Below are 19274 nucleotides of genomic sequence, written 5' to 3'. Positions count from 1 at the left end.
CGCTTATTCGCTGGCCTGGCAGACGAGCGTGCCGAAGGCGGGGAGAGAGAGGCGGAGGCTGCCCGGCGCCGCGGCGCGCGCCGGACAATCACCATGGAGCGCGGTAAAGGCCGCGCTTTTCATATCCACGGCAATGGTCGCCGACAATGGCGCCGCAGACGTATTATAGGCGAGCACCACCTCGCGCCCCGTGACCGGGTCGAATCGCGAAACCGCGAGCAGACCGGGCTTGTCGGAAAAGGCACGCAGCCTGGTCGCGCCGCGCATCAGCGCCGGGTTGCTCCGGCGGATCGCCGCGAGCGTCGCGATATGGCGGTAGAGCGGGTGCGCGGTGTCGAAATTGGCGTCGGCGGTGGTCGCGTCGGTGCCGATCAGGTCGTTGTCGTTATAAACGGCTACCTTTGACGCGAACATGTCCTCGCGCGCGAGCTGGTCGTGGCCGTCGGACACGAAGCCCTGTTCGTCGCCATAATAGATGGTCGGCACCCCGCGCAGCGTCATCAGCATCGAATGGCCGAGCATCGTGCGCGCGAGCAGTTCGGCATCGTCCGCTTGCGGGTTCGCCTGCTTCACGAACATCGCGAAGCGCCCCATGTCGTGATTGCCGAGAAAGGTCGGCAGCTGAAGCGCGGCCTCGGCGCCGCCCTTGTAAAGCACATCGCCGTCGAACAGGCGCGCGAACAGGTCGGTGCCCTTCGTGCCGCTGACGCTGTCGATCACCGCGCGTGCAAAGCTGAAATCGAGCACCGAAGGCAGCGCGGCGCTGTGCGTATAGGCGGCGAGCGACCCCGGATCGACCCCGTCGATATAGACTTCGCCGAAAATGTGGAAATGGGGGATGCCGCGTGCCTTCGCCCGCGCCTGCATCGCCGGAACGAAGGCGCGCCAGAACGCCGGGTTCACATGTTTGGCGGTGTCGATGCGAAAGCCGTCGATGCCGAATTCGTCGATCCAGCGGCCGAATATGTCGATGAAACCCCGCACGACGCGCGGATCTTCGGTGGCCAGGTCGTCGAGTCCGGCAAAATCGCCATAAAGGGCGGATTCGCCGGCCCAGTCGCTGTTGCCGCGATTATGGTAATAGATCGGATCGTTGAGCCAGGCGGGCACCTTGACCTGCTCCTCGCCCTTCGGCACCACGGGTGTATAGGCGAAGGCGGGATCGGTGAGCCGTGCCCAATTCTCCATGCTCGCGTCCTCGTCGCCCGCAAAACCGGTATTGATCGCCGGACCGTCGATGCCGCCGCGGCGCGACCAGGGAAAGTCGGCAAGGCTGCGGTAGCGGAAATCCTCGGCCGCGCCCTCTTTATAGGTGATGACGTCGGCCGTGTGGTTGGCGATGATGTCCATATAGACCTTCATCCCGCGCGCATGCGCCGCATCGACAAAGGCCTTGAACTCGGCATTGGTGCCGAAATGCGGATCGACCTGGGTGAAATCAGTCACCCAATAGCCGTGATAGCCCGCGCTTTCCTGTCCCGGCGCACCCTGCACGGGCTTGTTCTTGAAAATGGGCGCAAACCAGATCGCCGTGGCGCCGAGCCCCTGAATATAGTCGAGCCGCTTCGTCAGGCCCGCCAGGTCGCCGCCGTGGAAAAAGCCCTTGTCCGTGGGATCGTAGCCGGTGGCGAGGCGGTCGCCCGTAAGGCCGCCGCGATCGTTCGCCGGATCGCCATTTTCAAACCGGTCGGGAAGGACGAAATAGATGATCTCGTCGCTCGCCGGACGCGCGCGCAGCCCCGCCTCGTCGGCGGCCGCGGGGAGCGGCGCAAGCAACAGCGCCAGCGCGGCAAGACGGCGCATCACGCCGCGGCCTCCGCAGCCCGCCGCGTCGCGGCAAGGAAATCGTCATAGCTTTGCATTGCTGCCACCTCGCGTTCGATCATCAGCGAAATCCCCGCCATATATTTGGCAAGGTCGCCCTCGCCGATCCCGTGGGCAAGCGGGTGCCAGGCGCGCGGTTCGATCCCCTGCCCGACAAGCACCTGGAGCCAGCCCGATTCGGTGAACAATTCCTCATGCTCGCGAAAGATCAGCCCCTGTGCGCGGAACTGCTCGATTTTGGCCGCCAGCGTATCGGGGATCGGCATCGCGGCGCGGTCCCGCCAATAGGGCGTGTCGCGCCGCTCGGTCGCCTTGAAATGCAGGATGATGAAGTCGCGGATGCGTTCCCATTCGAAATCGCTCTGGCGATTATATTCGGCGGCGACCGCTGGGTCGGCCGCGCCGACGGGCAGCATCTTCAAAAGCCGCGAGATGCCCGACTGGACAAGGTGGATGCTCGTCGATTCGAGCGGTTCCATGAAGCCGCTGGCGAGGCCGAGCGCGACGACGTTGCGGTTCCATAGCTTCCGCCGCTTGCCGCTGACGAAGCGCAGCCGGTTCGGTTCCGCCTGCGGCGCGCCGTCGAGATGGGCAAGCAGCGTCCGCTCGGCCTCTTCGTCGGCGACATGGTTCGACGAATAGACATAGCCGTTGCCGATGCGGTGCTGGAGCGGGATGCGCCATTGCCAGCCCGCGTCGCGCGCGGTGGCGCCGGTCCATGGCAGCTGCGGCGTGTCACCGTGCGCGCACGGCACCGCGATCGCGCGGTCGTTGATCAGCCAGTGCGACCAGTCGTCATAACCGGTCGCGAGCGCGCCCTCGATCAGCAGACCGCGGAACCCCGAACAGTCGATGAAAAGGTCGCCATCAATGCAGCGGCCATCATCCAGGGTGATCCCGGCGACGTTCCCGCTATCGCCCGCCATGCGAACGTCGGCAACCTTGCCCTCGACCCGCTGCGCGCCGCCCGCCTCGGCGCGGCGACGCAGATAGGCCGCGTAAAGCGCGGCGTCGAAATGAAAGGCATAGGGCATTTCGGCGAGCTGAGGCGACGTGCGCGGCGCGCCGCGCTGCATCCGCCGCGCGCGCGCCGCACTTTCGTTGAGCGAATAGGCGCCCAGCCCACCCGCGACCCCCGCCGCGCGCGCGCGGAGCCAATAATGCTGAAACTCGAGCAGGCCGAGCCCGCGCCCGATCGCACCAAAGGCGTGCATGTAGCGGTGACCGGGGCGCGTCCAGTCCGTAAATTCGATGCCGAGTTTGATCGTGCCTTGCGTCGCGGTAAGGAACTCGTCCTCGTCGATGCCGAGCGCCTGGTTGAACAGGCGAATCTGCGGGATCGTCGCCTCGCCCACGCCAACGGTGCCGATCGCGTCCGATTCGACCAGCGTCACCGACCAACCGGGAGGCAGGAAGCGGATGAAACAGGCCGCGGCCATCCAGCCCGCCGTCCCGCCGCCGATGATGATGATCCGCATGGGGCTCATTTGATCGGCCATCGCCTCTTTACGCAACAGGATGATGGGGGCGGCATGACACCGCCGCCCCCATCGGGATGGATCAGAATTTGAAGGTCGCGCCCGCCAGGAAGCGGCGGCCATAAATCTGATAATCGATCACCGCGCGCGCATCGCGCGGATCGTCGGTGACGAAGGGTTCGTCAGTCAGATTCTGCCCCTGAACAAAGATAGACAGGCCTTCGAGCGCGCTGCCCGGCTGGAAGTCATAGCCGATCTGCGCGTCGATGATCGTCTCCGGCCGCGCACGGCGGCGCACACGATTGCCGCCGAAGCCCGACAGTTCCCCAACGAAACTCGACCGGTAACGTGCGCTGGCGCGCGCGTTGAAGCCCCATTTTTCGAAGAAGATGGTGCCGTTCGCGACCCATTTCGAATAGCCGGGGATGTCCTCGGCCGGCGCGCCGGGGGTCGGCGCGATCTTCGTCTTGGTATAGGAGGCACCGCCCGTTACGCCAAAGCCGTCGAGCGCGCCGACGATTTCGCCGAAGGGCAGCGTGCCCGCAACCTCTGCGCCATAGAGTTCGCCGCCCTCGCCGTTGATCGGCACGTTCACGGTGCCCATGTAATTGACGATGATCGGGTTGCCGTTCGCGTCATTGCCCACGGGCGCAATAGGATAGCCGGTGAAGTCGAACGGGATGTCCTGATTGTAGATATAGCTCTTCAGATCCTTGTAGAAGAGCTGGAGCGCCAGATAGCCCTTCGACCCGAAATATTTCTCGAACGTCAGGTCGACGGCGTTGGCGCGCCAGGGACGCAGATCCGGGTTGCCCGCTCCGCCGCGCACGACGGCGCACAGGCGGCCGGGGGGACAGGTCATGCCGCCCGGATCGCCCACCGTCGTCCCATAGCTCAGCGAGGCGCGCATGTCGTCGAGCCGCGGGCGGATGATTTCGCGCGCCGCGCTGAAACGGATCACGAAATCGTTCGCCGTGCGCAGCGACAGGTTCAGGCTGGGCAGCACGTCGACATAGTCGCTGCTGCGGCGCTGCGGAATGCCCTGGATATTGGGCGATCCGTTGGGGTTGGTGCCGATGAAGGACGCGCTCGCGCCGTTCGAATTCTGGTCGGTGAAGATCGCCTGCACGCCGATGTTGCCGGTCAGCAGCGACGACCCCATTTCGTGGTCGATGTTCGCCTGAACATAGGTCGTCATCAATTTTTCGCTGACGTCATATGCCTTTACGACCACGTCGCCATAGGGGTTTGGCACCAGCTGATAGAGACCGGCGGCAAGCAGGTCGCGCGGGTCATAGCTGATGACCGGGCCAAGCCCGAGATATTCGAGGTTGGTGGTGCCCCGGCGGAACTGTTCGGGCACCGGCACGCTGGTCAGCCCGTCGGTATTGGCGACAAGCCCGACAAAGGCTTCGTCGGGAACGAGGCTCTTCGACCGATCGGTGTAATTGACGCCGAACTGGACCGATCGGAAAAAGCCTTCGAGCTCGCGTTCGACTTCGACGCGATATTGCCACAGCTCGTCCTCGATGATGCGGTTGTTGTAATAGCCGTCCTGACCGCCCAGGATACGGCGGCCGTCGACGCTCGTCTGGTCGCCGCCCCAGCCGAGCGGGCTGGTGAGCTGGATCAGACCATAATCGCCATAGTTGAGCGTCGGGCTGAACACGGTGCCGTTGCGGTCGCTGCGGAAACCGATGGTGTCGACCGCGCCCACGCCGCCGCCGCGACCGGTACCGGCGTTGCTTTCAAAGATCAGCTCGTTGCGGTCGGTCTTTGACAGGCTGATGTCGGCGGTGACATTCCAGCCGTCGTCGCCTTCCCAGCGGTTGTTCCAGCCAAAGCTGTAGAGCTTGGCGTTGCGTTCGAACACGTCGTTGCGCACGACGCCCTCGACATTGGTGAACGTGCCCGCGCGGGCAAAGACAAACTCGCCGCCATCGTCGATGTCGGTGACATTGACCCCGGCGCCGCCAAAGGCGAGCGGCAGCTCGATCCCGCGCTTGATCTGGTCATCCTTGAAATCGGAATAAAAGGCATCGAGCGTCGAGGTGAAATTGGGGTGCGGCTGCCACTGGAGCGTGCCCTGCAGGCCAAGCCGCGTGAGCTGGGTCGAGGTCGCATAGCTTTTCGACCCGCCGATCACCACCGGGCTGGCAGCGGTGCCATTGCCCGCATAGCCCCAGGCGTTGAACTCCTGGATCTGATAGGGTTCGTCGACATAGCTCGCCGACAACGCGACACCCAATGTATCGTTCGCAAACTGGTCGACGAACACGCCGTTGACGCGATAACCATATTTTTTCGACCCCGCGTTGAGCTTGCCAAGGTCGGCGAGGCTGCCGCGCGCGCCGATCGAGATGACGCGCTTGCCATATTCGAGCGGGCGGATGGTGCGCAGGTCGACGGTGCCCGAAAGCCCCTGCCCGACGATTGACGCCATCGGGGTCTTGTAGACGAGCACCTGGTTGATCACTTCGCTGGGATACTGGTCATATTCGACCGCGCGATTGTCGCCGGTCGACGTCTGTTCGCGGCCGTTGAGCAGCGTCGTCGAAAAGTCGGGCGCGAAGCCGCGGATCGAGATCGAGTTAGACCGCCCCGACACGCGCTGCGACGTCAGGCCCGGCAGGCGCGCGATCGATTCGGCGATCGAGGCGTCGGGCAGCTTGCCGATGTCTTCGGCCGAAATCGATTCGACGATCTGGTCGCGCTCCTTCTTCGCGCCGACGGCGCTTTCAAGACTGGCGCGGAAACCCGAAACGACGATCTCCTCATCGGCGCCCGCTTCGGCGGGATCGGCGTCCTGCGCCATCGCGGCAACGGGCAGGATGGCGGTCAAGGCAAGGCCCATCGCGATGGCGCTGGCGCCGCGACGAAGGCTGGTCGGCATGGTCATAAAAGGCTCCCCTGGCACAGACGGGCGGTGACGACCGCGTGTCGGACCGGGGACGCGAATGTCCCTGAAGCTCCTCTCCGACGCGTGGGCTTTCCCATCTTGAGCCTCGCAATTGAAACCAATCGCGCCGGACCGCCATAGGGTATACGTATACGCAAGGAACCCGGCCCGCGGACGCGGGGCCGCTGGCGGGCTGTCTAGGGCGCTTGCCGCGCGGGTTGCGACGCGCTTGCATCGGGCGCCGCGGCGGCGGTCAGGTCGCCGTTCTGGACAAGCCAGCGCGGATGCATGGCCTGCACCGCGGCCATGATGCGGTCGACCGCGGCGGCGACCTGTTCGCCCTCGGCCTCGCGGTCGCGCTGGACGACGACGCGGCGCGCCTGCGCGTCGATCAGCACACGGTCGCGGCGCACGAGTTCGCCGACGGTGAGACCCGCGAGAATCGCGCGCGCATCCTCCTCGCGTTGTTCGAGCGTCGCGAGGCGGCGGTTGAACTGTTCCTCCACCTGCACCGCGGCGTTGGTCTGTTGCCGGAGCTGGACGATGCTGACGCGCGCGTCGCGGTCGAGCGCCTTGCGGATACGCGCCGCAAGTTCGGTGTCGAGTTTGGCGGCATAGCGATCGACGAGCACCACGCCGTCGACCGCCACAGCGTCGCGTTCCATGCGCACATTCATGCTGTCGACGCGGTCGCTTTCGTCGAGCAGGCTCCGCAATTCGGCCTGCACCACCGAGCGCGCGCGCACCTCGCCGGCCAGATTGTTGAGCGTGAGCGCAAGCGGGATCGACAATATGCCCAGCGTGACGACGATCCCCACCACCTGCATTGCCGTATGCTGCGGCGTCAGCGACGGGCCGAAACGGTTGAACCGCGCCACCGCCGTCGCGGCAAAGGCGATGGCGAGCGTGTTGGTGAGGAACAGCAGCGCCGCGCCGACGGCGAAGTCGAAACGCCCCGTGGCAAGGCCAAAGCCGATTGTCGAGAGCGGCGGCACCAGCGCCGTCGCGATCGCCACGCCGACCATCACCCCCGACAGCTTGCGCATGATCGCATAGACGCCCGCGATGCCGCCGACGACCGCGACGCCCAGGTCGAGCAGGGTCGGCTGCGTCCGCGCGCGCAGTTCGGGCGTGACGTCGCGGATCGGCGACAGCCAGATGATGAACATCGCGACAAGGATCGCGACCGCCATGCCCGCCGCCATCGTTACCAGCGAGCGCTTGATGAGGTTGCTTTCGAGCGTCGCAAGACCAAAGCCGATGCCCATGATCGGGCCAAGCAGCGGCGACACGAGCATGGCCCCGATCACGACCGCCGCCGAGCTTTGCAACAGTCCGAGCGTCGCGATCGTCGCCGACAGCGTGATCAGCAGCAGAAACTTCTTGTTGAGCCGCGCATCGCGCGCAACGCTGGCCAGCACCAGCGCGCGGCCGTGATCGTCGCCGACGCCATTGTCGTCGTCATCGAACTCGCGGCCGACCCCTGGGCGTGCCGAACGGCGACCACCGGCGTCGAACGGTGCATCACCGAGGCCCGGCACGCCAGGATGATGGCCGGCCATGGCGCGGCGCGTCAGATCTTGGCCGTAAGCTCGGGCACCGCGCTGAACAGGTCAGCAACAAGGCCGAGGTCGGCGACCTGAAAGATCGGCGCGTCTTCATCCTTGTTGATCGCGACGATGGTTTTCGAATCCTTCATGCCCGCAAGATGCTGAATCGCGCCCGAAATGCCAATGGCAAAATAAACCTCCGGCGCGACGATCTTGCCGGTCTGGCCGACCTGATAATCGTTGGGGACATAGCCGGCATCGACCGCGGCGCGGCTGGCGCCGAGCGCGGCGCCGAGCTTGTCGGCAAGCGGCACGATGACCTCTTCATATTTCTCGCTCGACCCCAGCGCGCGGCCGCCCGACACGATCACCTTGGCCGACGTGAGTTCGGGGCGCTCCGACTTGGCGATTTCGGCGCCGACAAAGCTCGATATGCCCGCGTCGCCGCCCGCCGAAACGGCTTCGACCACGCCCGATCCGCCCGACGTCGCCGCCTTTTCAAACGCGGTGCCGCGCACGGTCAGGACGAGCTTTGCGTCCGACGATTCGACGGTTGCGATGGCGTTGCCGGCATAGATGGGACGGGTAAAGCTCTTGGGCCCTTCGACCGAAAGAATGTCCGAAATCTGCATGACGTCCAGCAGCGCGGCGACGCGCGGGGCGATATTCTTGCCGGTCGTCGTCGCGGGCGCGACGAACGCGTCGTGGCTCGCCATCAGCTCGGCGACAAGCGGCGCCACATTTTCGGGCAGGTTGTACGCGAAGGCGGCATTGTCGGCGACATGGACCTTGCCCACGCCCGCGATTTCCGACGCCGCCCTCGCGACGCCATCGACGCCCTCGCCCGCGACGAGCAGGTGGACTTCGCCGAGCTTCGACGCGGCGGTCACCGCGGCGAGCGTGGCATCCTTGACGGCGCTGCCGTCATGTTCGACCCAAACCAGAGTTTTCATAACCTTGATCCTTTATCCCTTGCCGTTCGCATCGAGCGACGTCGAGATGCTGCTCGACCTTGCGCTGTCCCGATGAGTGTCTCGATTCCGCCCGACACTGACGGGGGCAGATTAGCTGTGGACGCCCATCGCCTTGAGCTTGGCGACCAGTTCATCGACATCGGCGACCTTGACGCCCGCCGAGCGGACGGGCGGTTCCGAAACCCTGAGCGTCTTGACGCGCGGGCTGGTGTCGACGCCGTAATCGGCGGGCGTCTTGGTATCGAGCGGCTTCGACTTCGCCTTCATGATGTTCGGCAGGCTGGCATAGCGCGGCTCGTTCAGGCGCAGGTCGGTGGTGACGATCGCGGGAAGCTTCAGCTTCACAGTTTCGAGCCCGCCGTCGACTTCGCGGGTCACGTTGACATGGTCGCCCTCGACCTGGACCGCGCTGGCAAAGGTGCCCTGCGCCCAACCCGTCAATGCAGCGAGCATCTGGCCGGTCTGGTTGTTGTCGCCATCGATCGCCTGCTTGCCGAGGATGACAAGGCCGGGGGTTTCGGCGTCGGCGATGGCTTTGAGGATCTTGGCGATGGCCAGCGGCTCGACCTCATCGTCGGTCTGGACCAGGATCGCGCGGTCGGCGCCCATCGCGAGCGCGGTGCGCAGCGTTTCCTGCGCCTTCGCCGGGCCGACGGAAACGGCGACGATCTCGGTCGCGACACCCTTTTCCTTCAACCGGATCGCTTCTTCGACCGCGATCTCGTCGAACGGGTTCATCGACATCTTGACGTTGGCGAGGTCGACGCCCGTGCCGTCGGCCTTCACCCGCGGCTTGACGTTGTAATCGAGCACCCGCTTCACGGGGACGAGGATTTTCATGGGCTCAAAGCTCCTCTCAAGCAAATTGTGCACTGCGCCATAATTGGCGTTTACGTAAACGTCAACCAGTGGTCCGCTATCCCCTCTCCCGAAGGAGAGAGGGCCTGACCATCACGCCGCCTTGGCAACCTCGGCGACGATCTTTTTCGCCGCGTCGCCCAGGTCGTTGGCCGCCACGATCGGCAGGCCCGAATTGGCCAGGATGTCCTTGCCCTGCTGGACGTTCGTGCCTTCGAGCCGGACGACGAGCGGGACCGACAGATTCACTTCCTTCGCCGCGGCGACGATGCCCTCGGCGATGATGTCGCACTTCATGATGCCGCCGAAGATGTTGACGAGAATGCCCTCGACCGCCGGGTCTTTCAGGATGATCTTGAACGCCGCAGTGACCTTTTCCTTGCTCGCACCCCCGCCGACGTCCAGGAAGTTCGCCGGGAAGGCGCCGTTCAATTTGATGATGTCCATCGTCGCCATCGCCAGGCCCGCGCCGTTCACCATGCAGCCGATGTTGCCGTCGAGCTTGATATAGGCGAGGTCATATTCCGACGCCTCGACCTCGGCCGGATCTTCTTCGGTAAGGTCGCGCAGCTCGGCGATGTCCTTGTGGCGGAACATCGCATTGCCATCAAAGCCGAGCTTTGCGTCGAGCACGAGCAGCTCGTCGCCGTTCGGGCCGTCGCAGACGGCGAGCGGGTTGATCTCGATCTGCTCGGCGTCGGTCGCAAGGAAGGCGTCGTAAAGCCCGGCGAGCACCTTGGCCGCCTGCTTGGCAAGGTCGCCTTCGAGTTCCAGCGCCGCGGCGACGCTGCGGCCGTGGTGCGGCATCAGTCCCGTTGCGGGGTCGATGGTGATCGTGTGGATCTTGTCGGGCGTGTTGTGCGCGACGGTTTCGATGTCCATCCCGCCTTCGGTCGAGGCGACGACGGCAATGCGGCTCGAAGCGCGATCGACGAGCAGCGCGAGATAATATTCCTTTTTGATGTCGGCGCCGTCGGTGATGTAGAGCCGGTTGACCTGCTTGCCGGCTTCACCGGTCTGGATCGTCACCAGCGTGTTGCCGAGCATCTCCTTCGCATGACTCTCGACTTCCTCGATGCTCCTGGCGAGGCGCACGCCGCCCTTGGCGTCGGGGCCGAGTTCCTTGAACTTGCCCTTGCCGCGGCCGCCCGCGTGGATCTGCGATTTCACCACATAGAGCGGACCGGGAAGCTGCTTTGCCGCCGCAACGGCTTCCTCGACGCTCATCGCAGCGATGCCCTTGGGCACCGCGACGCCAAATTTCGCGAGCAGTTCTTTCGCCTGATATTCGTGAATGTTCATGAGGTCTGCCGGGCCTTTCGACTCTGTGACGAGGGTGAAGTTTGGCGCCGCATAAGCCAAGTTGCGCGGCAAGGCTACCCCTGCCGCGCCAAGAGATTCTTTCGCGGGAAACCGGTCATCTTTCCCTTCCGTTATCCCGGCGACAACGGGCTAGCGCACCGCACAGATCGCGGCCGAACTGGTCGACACCGCCAATATCTCGGCATCCTTGAGCGCGCGCACCTTGTGCAGGAACTGCGATAGCGACAAGTCGGTGATATGCTTGTCCCTGAGGCTGCCGAGCGCGGCAAGGCGGCGGAGCTGGAGCAGCGACAGCCGGTCGACCATGCGTTCGGCCATGCACGCCGACATCGCTTTCGACAGGCCGGCATTGTTAAGCCCCGTGCGCAGCCGCGCTTCGGGCGTTGCGCATGCCGACAGGAGACATGCCAGCGCGGCGACCGGAAGCATGGCGCTTTTCATCGCCGCGTCATTTGCCGTGATATTCGGCGACGGCGCGCGACACGGCCTGCATCAATTCCATGCGCGCGGGCACCGGCGCGCTCGTGTCGCCGAGCAGCACGACAATGGCATAGCGCGTTCCATCCGGGGCGGTAGCGATGCCGACGTCGTTGTAACCCGCGGTCGCACCCTTGTAATCCTGTCCCGTGCCCGTTTTGTGCAGGAACTTCCAATCGGGGGGCAACCCGGCCTTCAGGCGCCGCGGGCCGCTCTTGGTCCGGCTCATCACCCCCAGCAGATATTCGGTCGATTCGGGCGACAGCAACGCGCCGCGCGCAAGCCGCGTCAACGCGTTGGCGATCGCCGCCGGACTGGCGCCATCGGGCGGATTGGCCAGATAGGCGTTGCGCGCCGCGCGGCGCGTCGCATCGGGCAGCGCGGCGCGCGCCTGTTGAAAGGCGCTCCCCACCGAATAGGCCTGCTGCCATTTCAGCCCCGCGGTCCCCGCCTGGAGCAGCCGCTCGCCAGGACCAAAGCGAATCGCGCCCAGATCCTTCTTCGTAATGAAGCGTCGCACCGCGTCGGGGCCGCCAACGGTGCGCAGCAGACTGTCATTTGCGGTATTGTCGCTCTGCGTGATCGCAATCTCGATGAGTTGGCGGACGCTCATCGTCACCGACCCTTCGGCGCGGACGCGCGATGCGATCGGCTGATAGAAAAGCGTCAGATCTTCCGGCCCGATCCGAACGCGCTGATCGAGCGTCATCCGCCCCTGATCGACCGCGTCGAGCACGGTCAGCGCGACCCACAGCTTCGAAACGCTCTGCTGCGGAAACAGCTCGCCGCCGCGTTGCGACACGGTCCATTCGCCGTCGATCCGCTGCACGGCGAGTCCCGCCTTGCCCGGAAAGGCGCGCCACAACATATGGATACGGTCCTGCAATCCGGCGGGGGCACGGCGAAAACCGGGATCGAGCGGTCCGGCGGGACGCGGCATGGCCGACGAAACGGGCTGGCCGATCGGCACCGTCACCGATCCGGACGGCCCGCGAACCGCCTGCGGCTGCGATTGCGGCTGCTGCGGGGCCGACGCCTGCGCGCGCGGTAGCGGGATGACGGCGGCGCTGCTGACGCAGCCGGCGAGCACCGCGGCGCTCATCGCCATCGCGAGGAGCGGCCTGCCGGAAAACTCAATCTTCATTCGAACCCCGCGCACGCGACCTGTCTATGTCCCAACCCCGTTGGTTGCCCTTTTGGTCGCGCAGCGATCCGCGCCGGACCAGCGATTTGCGACGAACGATTCTTTCGCCGCGACCAATTGTGGAACCATGGGGGCCGTCGCGTCAAGGCGCGGGCGTCGCGCGCACCCTGTCGGGGAAGAGCCGTTTGAGCGCCGCCAGCTTGGGCGCATCCCAGCGGACGATATAGGGGTTGCGCGGATGGCGGCGCATGAAATCCTGGTGGTTCGCTTCGGCCCGATAGAAGCGCTTGTAACGCTCGATCGGCACGATCACCGGCCTGGCGAAATATCCGCCACGGCCGATCTGCGCCAGATAGGCGGCCGCGACCTGGCGCTGCATCGCGTCGAGCGGGACGATCGCGGCGCGATATTGCGAACCGACGTCGGGGCCTTGCCGGTCCTTGAGCGTCGGGTCGGCGATCACCGAAAAGAGGATGCGCAGGAGGGTGCCATAGCTGACCTGCGAAGGATTATAGACGATGCGGACAGCCTCGGCGTGGCCCGATGTGCCGTCGTGCGTCAACTCGTATCGGGCGGTCGCGGCGCTGCCGCCATGATAGCCCGATTCGACCGAAATCACGCCCTTCACATGCGCAAAGACGCCCTCGACGCCCCAGAAGCATCCGCCCGCGAGCACCGCGGTCGCTCGCTTCGCGGGCACGGCGGGGTCGATCAGCGCGGCGGGGAGCTTGACGACATTTTCGGCCTGCGCAGGCGCGCATTGCGCGAGCAGCGCCGCCGGGGCGAGCGCCATGAGCGCACGCAGCAGCGGGCGGCCGCGCCACGGCATTATGAAGCAACTGGCAACGCCGACTGGCTCAGCACGATATAGGTCGCGCCGATCGCAAAGCCGGCGAGCATGGTCAGAAACCAGTCGGAGCGGAGCATGGAGAGCATGGGAGCCTCGTGTCATTATATCTGTTTCGCGGCCGTGGCCGCCCTGGTTACACCGACGATATGACGCGCCCCGATCATCCGTGCAGTGAGCGAAGTCACTGTAGCCGCAATCGCTTACCATCCGGTGAACCGGGCGCTTAACCGTGGTTCAGGTTCAAATAGACGCCGCCGCAACGATTTCAAGACCGATCGGTATAAATATCGCACGTTGCTTTGTCATCCCGGCCTGCGCCGGGGTGACCGGAGACAGTCTATGCGCCTTCAGCTGAGCGCCGCGCACGCCTGCTGGATGCGCACGCAAGCTTCCTTCAGCACCGTTTCAGAGGTCGCATAGGAAACGCGGAACGCGGGCGACAGGCCGAAGGCCGCGCCATGCACCGCGGCGACGCGCGCCGAATCGAGGAAATAGTCGATCAGCGCCTCGTCGCTGTCGATCAGCTGGCCCGACGGGGTTTTCTTGCCCATGCAGCCCGAAGCATCGGGATAGACGTAAAAGGCGCCGTCGGGGACGGGGCAGCTCAGCCCCGGCGCGTCGTTGAGCATCGCGACGACCATGTCGCGGCGCTTGCGGAACGCTGCGTTGCGATCGTCGAGGAACTGCTGCGGCCCGCCAAGCGCGGCGACGGCGGCGGCCTGCGCGATCGAACAGGGATTCGAGGTCGACTGCGACTGAAGCTTGCCCATCGCCTTGATAAGCCAGGCCGGGCCGCCCGCATAGCCGATACGCCAGCCGGTCATCGCATAAGCCTTGGAACAGCCGTTCACGGTGAGAATGCGGTCGATCAGATCAGGACAACGCTGCGCGATCGTCGCAAAGGCGAAATCGGCGTACCAGACATGTTCGTACATGTCGTCGGTCATCACCATGACGTGCGGATGGCGGCGGATCACCTCGCCGATCGCGTCGAGTTCCTCGGGCGAATAGGCGGCGCCCGACGGGTTCGACGGCGAGTTGAAGATCACCCAGCGCGTCCTGGGCGTGATCGCGGCGTCGAGCTGTTCGGGCGTGATCTTGTAACGCTGGGCCGCCGACGCGGCGACAAAGACGGGCGTGCCGCCCGCAAAGGCGACGATGTCGGGATAGCTTACCCAATAAGGCGCGGGAATGATGACCTCGTCGCCCTTGTCCACCGTCGCGACAAGCGCGTTGAACAAGCTGTGCTTGCCGCCGACATTGACGCTGATCTGGTCGAGCCCATAGTCGAGGCCGTTGTCGCGGCGGAACTTGCCGCGGATCGCTTCCTTGAGCGCCACCGTGCCGTCAACGAGCGTATATTTGGTCTGTCCCGCGCGGATCGCCTCGATCGCCGCTTCCTTGACGAAATCGGGCGTGTCGAAATCGGGCTCGCCGGCCGACAGGCCGATGACGTCGACGCCGTCGGCCTTCAGCTTCGCGACGCGCGCGGTCATCGCGAGCGTGGCGGAGGGCTGGATGCGCCCGAGGGCTGCGGAGATATGCGGCTTCAGCGACATGGAGAGGCGTTCCTTCGCGAGCGGACTGACAGAAAATTGCGCGCGGCCGCGCCTAAAGCGTCCGTTCGCGAATCGCAAGGCGGCGGCGCGATAATTTCCTATGCGACGCGCGATTCAGCCATTCGCATTGTCGGCACGATCGGCGAGCCGCGCCGGCACCAGGCCGCGCAGGCTGTTGCCGAGAAAAAAGCCGTCCGAGAGGTCGGCAAGCCGCAAATGCGATTCGACGGCGCGCCCCTTGTCGATAAGTTCGCCGCGCAGCACGCCGGGAAGCAGTCCGAGCGCGAGCGGCGGGGTGAGCAGAACGCCGTCGCGTTCGACGAAAATGTTGCTCCAGCTCCCTTCGGTCACAAAGCCCGGCTCGTCGACGAACACGACTTCGGCGGCGCCGCTGTTCCGCCGCGCAATATCATAAGGCGCGCGCAGGCTGGTCTTGTGCGCCACGCGAAAATCGCCCGGCCGCATCGGCGCCGGGCGCACCGCCACGGGCACCGGCAGATCGGAAAGGCGCGGCAGCGGCGACACTTCGACCGCGAGCGCGCCCGACGGCGCAAGCCGCATCCGCACCCGCGCCGTGCTGCGCAGGCGAAAGGTCGCCGATTGCAGGCTGTTGCGCGCGCCATGGCGATCAAAGGAAAAGCCGAGCGCCGCCGCGCTCGCCTTCATCCGCGCCAGATGCCCTTCAAGGCGCTGGATCCCGTCCACGGGATCAAAAAACATGGTTTCAATCAGGTCGAAGCTCTCGCCCGCTGCGCCCACAAATTCCCCCTTGGCCAGACATTCGCGCCATTCCTCGCCCGGCACGCTGTCGGCGACGATTCCCGATCCCAGGCCCAGCGTGGCGCATGACGCCGCGTCCTGCAACCCGCCTTGCGCATCGGCAGGCGGAAAGACGAGCGTACGGATCGCGACGTTGAACGCGGCATCGCCGTCCGGCTCGATGAAGCCGATCGACCCCGTGTAAAGATCGCGCGGTTCGGCCTCCAGCGCGTCGATGATTTCCATCGCGCGCACCTTGGGCGCGCCGGTGATCGACCCGCAGGGAAAGGCGGCGCGCAGCACGTCGACGGCCCCGGCACCTGCGGGCAGGCGCGCGCCGACATCGGATACAAGCTGGTGAATGGTCGGGAAGCTTTCGACGCGAAACAGGTCGGGCACCGCGACCGAACCCGGCTCCGCAACGCGCGACAGATCGTTGCGGATGAGGTCGACGATCATCAGATTTTCGGCGCGCTGCTTGGCGTCGTCGGCAAGCGCCCGCGCCGCCGCCACATCGGCCGCGGCATCGGCGTGCCGTGCCGCGGTCCCCTTCATCGGCCGCGCGATCACCTCATGGCCGCGCAGCGCAAAGAAGAGTTCGGGCGAAAGCGACGCGATCGCCCGTTCGCCCGTCCAGATAAAGCCGCCATATCCTGCACGCGCCGTTCGCCGCAGCCGCGCATAAACGGCCAGCGGGTCGCCCGCCACCGGCACGTCGGCGCGGAAGGTCAGGTTCGCCTGATAGATGTCGCCCGCGCGGATAAAGGCGAGCACCGCCTCGACCGCGGCGAGATAGTCGGCGCGCGCGATCCGCGGCGCCACCCGGCCGACCCACGCCGATGCCGGATCGGGCAGCAGCCGCTCGACCTCGCCGGCGTCTATTCGCTGCACCCTGGCGAACAGGCCGAACCAGCCAAGCGGCGTGGCGCCGGGCGCCGCGTCGAACGCGCCGCGCCAGGCGGACGCAAGCCCCTTCCCCGCCTCATAGGCAAGGAAGCCCGCGGCGTAGAGGCCATGCGCCACGGCGGCTTCCAGCTTCGCAAGCAACGCGGGCACGTCGGCAGCCGTTGCCGCGGTCAGCACCTCGACCGGATCGACGAACAGCCGCGCCGCCACCGCTCCGTCGGCGCGCGCGTCGTCGAACAGCACGAAGGGCGGGCTATCCGGCCCCGGAAGGGGAATCCTGTGCGCCATCCCGCCCCGTGTGCATCGCGCCCTGTCCGGCCGCAATCAGCGGTCGCGCTTCATGCGGATCGTGCGGCCGCCGTCGATCGTCGCAAAATAGCTGCCCATGCTCGCGGTCTTGATCTTCACTTTCTGTCCCGGCTTGGGTTGACGCGGCAACCGTGTGGTGTCGATCTGCGTCCACACCGCATCGTCGTCCATCACCAGCGTATACAGGCCCGACCGGTTCATGCTGACCGCACGGATCGTGGTTTCGATCTCCCTGATCTCATCCTCGTCGCCGCCGAACAGGCCGCCGAGTTTGGGAAAGGAAAAGCCGAACAGGCCGCGGCGCGCCTTGCGCGCGGTTTCGCGGTCGGTGAAGCTGATCTCGCGCGCCGCGTCGGCTGCGGCGAGTTCGCCGACCTCGCGGTCGAAGCAGGCGAGCCGCTGGGCGGCGTCGGTAATGTCGCGACAGGCATAGAGTTCGCGGATCTGCGCCGGAGCCACGGGCGATTCCTTGTCCCGGGCAGCCGTCGGCGCGGCGAGCGCAAAGGCAATGAGCAAAGTCGGAATGGCGAAACGCGATAGCGGCATGGCAAGGCCCCTGTGCAAAGACGATCTGCGCTGCCTAGCCTTCCCCGCGGCGCGCGGCAAGCAAGCGCGGTTGCCAATCGCATCCTGCTGACCTTAGTGTAAGAAAACACTCGATAGGATCGCCACACCCGATGGACAGCCCCTTTTCCTGGTCGACCGATTATCGTCACCCCACCGACTGGGACCAGAGCTTCGCGCCGCTGTCGCTGCCCGACATGCTCGCGGCGAGCGTGGCGCGAAAAGGCGACGCGCCGATGCTCGATTTCATGGGGCGGCAGTTCGGCTATGCCGAGGTCGCACGCGGCGCGGCGCGCGTCGCGCGTGGACTTCAGCAGCTGGGGCTGGGCAAGGGCAGCCGCATCGGACTTTTCCTTCCCAACGTCCCCCATTATGTCGCGGCCTATTATGGCGCGCTGATGGCGGGCGCGACCGTCGTGAACTTCTCGCCGCTCTATACCGTCGCCGAGCTGGAAGCGCAGGTCGAGGATTCGGGCACCGATACGCTGTTCACGCTGAGCGCCGCGGCATTGTTGCCGACGGCGCTGAAAGTGCTCGACGGATCGAGCCTCAAGCGGCTGATCGTCGGCTCGGTCGCGGGCGGTCTGCCCAGGACCAAGGCGATGCTTTATCGCCTGTTCAAGCGCCGCGAGGTCGCGCCGCTGCCGAACGACCGGCGTGTCATTCGCTTCTCGGCGCTCACCGACAATGACGGGCGGCCCGAACCGGTCGCCATTGATGCCGAAAAGGACATCGCGCTGATCCAATATACCGGCGGGACGACGGGGACGCCGAAGGGCGCAAAACTGACGCATCAGAATCTGACCGCCAACGCGCGGCAGGTGAATGCGATCGACCCCGACCATGACGCGGAGGACCGCATTCTCGGCGTCCTCCCCTTCTTCCACGTCTTTGCCAACACCTGCGTGCTCAACCGCACGGTGCTCAACGGCGGGTCGATCACCATGCTGCCGCGTTTCGACGCCAAGCAGGCGCTGGCGGCGATCGGCCGGACAAAGACGACCGCGCTACCCGGCGTGCCGACCATGTATCAGGCGCTGCTCGACCATCCCGACCTGGCGCGCACCGATTTTTCCTCGCTGCGCGTGTGCATCTCGGGCGGCGCGCCGATGCCCGCCGAGCTGCGCGAGAAGTTCGTCGCCGCAACGGGCGCGTCGCTGGTCGAAGGCTATGGCCTGACCGAAAGTTCGGGGGTCGTCGCGACCAACCCCTATGACGGCCCGGTCCGTCCCGGCACGATCGGCCAGCCTTTGCCAGCAACCCACATCCGCCTGCTCGACAAGGAAGACCCGACAAGGGACGCTCCTGAAGGCGAGCCGGGCGAGCTGGCCGTGAAAGGCCCGCAGGTCATGCAGGGCTATTGGAACCGCCCCGACGCCGACAAGGACAGCTTCACCGCCGACGGCTGGCTGCGCACCGGCGATGTCGCGGTGGTCGAGGACGGCGGCTATATCCGCATCGTCGACCGGCTGAAGGACATGATCGCGGTCGGCGGGTTCAAAGTCTATCCAAGCGTGATCGAAGCGCATCTCTATGAGCACCCCGCGGTCAAGGAGGCGATCGTGCTGGGCGTGCCCGACGCCTATCGCGGCGAGGCGCCCAAGGCCTTTGTGACGCTGGAGGAAGGGTTCGAGATCAGCGGCGACGCGCTCGCCGCCTGGCTCAACCCGCAGCTCGGCAAGCATGAGCGGGTGGTCGCGGTCGAGGTGCGGGACGCGCTGCCCAAGACGATGATCGGCAAGCTCGACCGCAAGGCGCTGCGGGCTGAGGCAGGGTAAGCGCCACGATCCTGACCATGAC

The 19274-nt window shown here is 65.7% G+C and carries 14 protein-coding genes; 1 reads left to right on the top strand and 13 read right to left on the bottom strand.

Annotated elements, in window-relative coordinates; all coding sequences use genetic code 11:
* Positions 1 to 3: 3 nt before the first annotated feature.
* The 13 genes from HUW43_RS15030 to HUW43_RS14970 all read right to left on the bottom strand — a co-directional run bounded on the left by HUW43_RS15030 (position 4) and on the right by HUW43_RS14970 (position 17456).
* Positions 4 to 1803: an alpha-amylase family glycosyl hydrolase gene (locus HUW43_RS15030; RefSeq protein WP_188238250.1), complete on the bottom strand. Its 1800-nt coding sequence runs from the start codon at positions 1801 to 1803 to the stop codon at positions 4 to 6.
* Positions 1803 to 3311 carry a tryptophan halogenase family protein gene (locus tag HUW43_RS15025; protein WP_188238249.1) on the bottom strand — a complete coding sequence of 503 codons (1509 nt, stop codon included), beginning with the start codon at positions 3309 to 3311 and terminating at the stop codon, positions 1803 to 1805. The genes HUW43_RS15030 and HUW43_RS15025 overlap by 1 nt, the downstream gene beginning before the upstream one ends.
* Positions 3312 to 3384: 73 nt before the next feature.
* On the bottom strand, positions 3385 to 6201 hold the full coding sequence (locus tag HUW43_RS15020; protein WP_188238156.1) for a TonB-dependent receptor: 2817 nt from the start codon (positions 6199 to 6201) through the stop codon (positions 3385 to 3387).
* Between the two features lie 197 nt (positions 6202 to 6398).
* The gene (locus tag HUW43_RS15015) at positions 6399 to 7763 is read right to left on the bottom strand and encodes a DUF389 domain-containing protein (RefSeq protein WP_188238155.1); all 1365 of its coding nucleotides are present in this window, start codon (positions 7761 to 7763) and stop codon (positions 6399 to 6401) included.
* 11 nt (positions 7764 to 7774) lie between these two features.
* A complete protein-coding gene (locus tag HUW43_RS15010; RefSeq protein WP_188238154.1) occupies positions 7775 to 8704 on the bottom strand; it encodes an electron transfer flavoprotein subunit alpha/FixB family protein in 930 nt (309 codons plus the stop codon).
* Between the two features lie 111 nt (positions 8705 to 8815).
* A complete protein-coding gene (locus HUW43_RS15005; RefSeq protein ID WP_188238153.1) occupies positions 8816 to 9565 on the bottom strand; it encodes an electron transfer flavoprotein subunit beta/FixA family protein in 750 nt (249 codons plus the stop codon).
* Positions 9566 to 9676: 111 nt separating this feature from the next.
* Positions 9677 to 10885, bottom strand: a complete 1209-nt coding sequence (gene sucC / locus HUW43_RS15000) for an ADP-forming succinate--CoA ligase subunit beta (RefSeq protein ID WP_188238152.1) — start codon at positions 10883 to 10885, stop codon at positions 9677 to 9679.
* Between the two features lie 150 nt (positions 10886 to 11035).
* Positions 11036 to 11347, bottom strand: a complete 312-nt coding sequence (locus HUW43_RS14995; RefSeq protein ID WP_223181568.1) for a hypothetical protein — start codon at positions 11345 to 11347, stop codon at positions 11036 to 11038.
* 7 nt (positions 11348 to 11354) lie between these two features.
* The gene (bla, locus tag HUW43_RS14990) at positions 11355 to 12527 is read right to left on the bottom strand and encodes a class A beta-lactamase (protein ID WP_188238151.1); all 1173 of its coding nucleotides are present in this window, start codon (positions 12525 to 12527) and stop codon (positions 11355 to 11357) included.
* A 142-nt stretch (positions 12528 to 12669) separates the two neighbouring features.
* Positions 12670 to 13356, bottom strand: a complete 687-nt coding sequence (msrA, locus tag HUW43_RS14985; RefSeq protein WP_188238150.1) for a peptide-methionine (S)-S-oxide reductase MsrA — start codon at positions 13354 to 13356, stop codon at positions 12670 to 12672.
* 368 nt (positions 13357 to 13724) lie between these two features.
* On the bottom strand, positions 13725 to 14936 hold the full coding sequence (locus HUW43_RS14980; protein WP_188238149.1) for a pyridoxal phosphate-dependent aminotransferase: 1212 nt from the start codon (positions 14934 to 14936) through the stop codon (positions 13725 to 13727).
* A 114-nt stretch (positions 14937 to 15050) separates the two neighbouring features.
* Complete coding sequence (gene pabB, locus HUW43_RS14975) at positions 15051 to 16889, bottom strand: aminodeoxychorismate synthase component I (RefSeq protein WP_188238148.1); 1839 nt, start codon at positions 16887 to 16889, stop codon at positions 15051 to 15053.
* A gap of 36 nt (positions 16890 to 16925) precedes the next feature.
* On the bottom strand, positions 16926 to 17456 hold the full coding sequence (locus HUW43_RS14970) for a hypothetical protein (RefSeq protein ID WP_188238147.1): 531 nt from the start codon (positions 17454 to 17456) through the stop codon (positions 16926 to 16928).
* Between the two features lie 131 nt (positions 17457 to 17587).
* Here HUW43_RS14970 and HUW43_RS14965 point away from each other — a divergent pair, with 131 nt between their 5' ends.
* The gene (locus HUW43_RS14965; RefSeq protein WP_188238146.1) at positions 17588 to 19252 is read left to right on the top strand and encodes a long-chain-fatty-acid--CoA ligase; all 1665 of its coding nucleotides are present in this window, start codon (positions 17588 to 17590) and stop codon (positions 19250 to 19252) included.
* The last annotated feature ends 22 nt before the right edge of the window (positions 19253 to 19274 follow it).

Origin of the sequence: Sphingopyxis sp. LK2115 (assembly GCF_014595975.1) — a bacterium.
In the GTDB taxonomy this organism is placed as follows: Bacteria; Pseudomonadota; Alphaproteobacteria; order Sphingomonadales; family Sphingomonadaceae; genus Sphingopyxis.
This window is presented reverse-complemented; position numbering and strand designations above follow the sequence as displayed.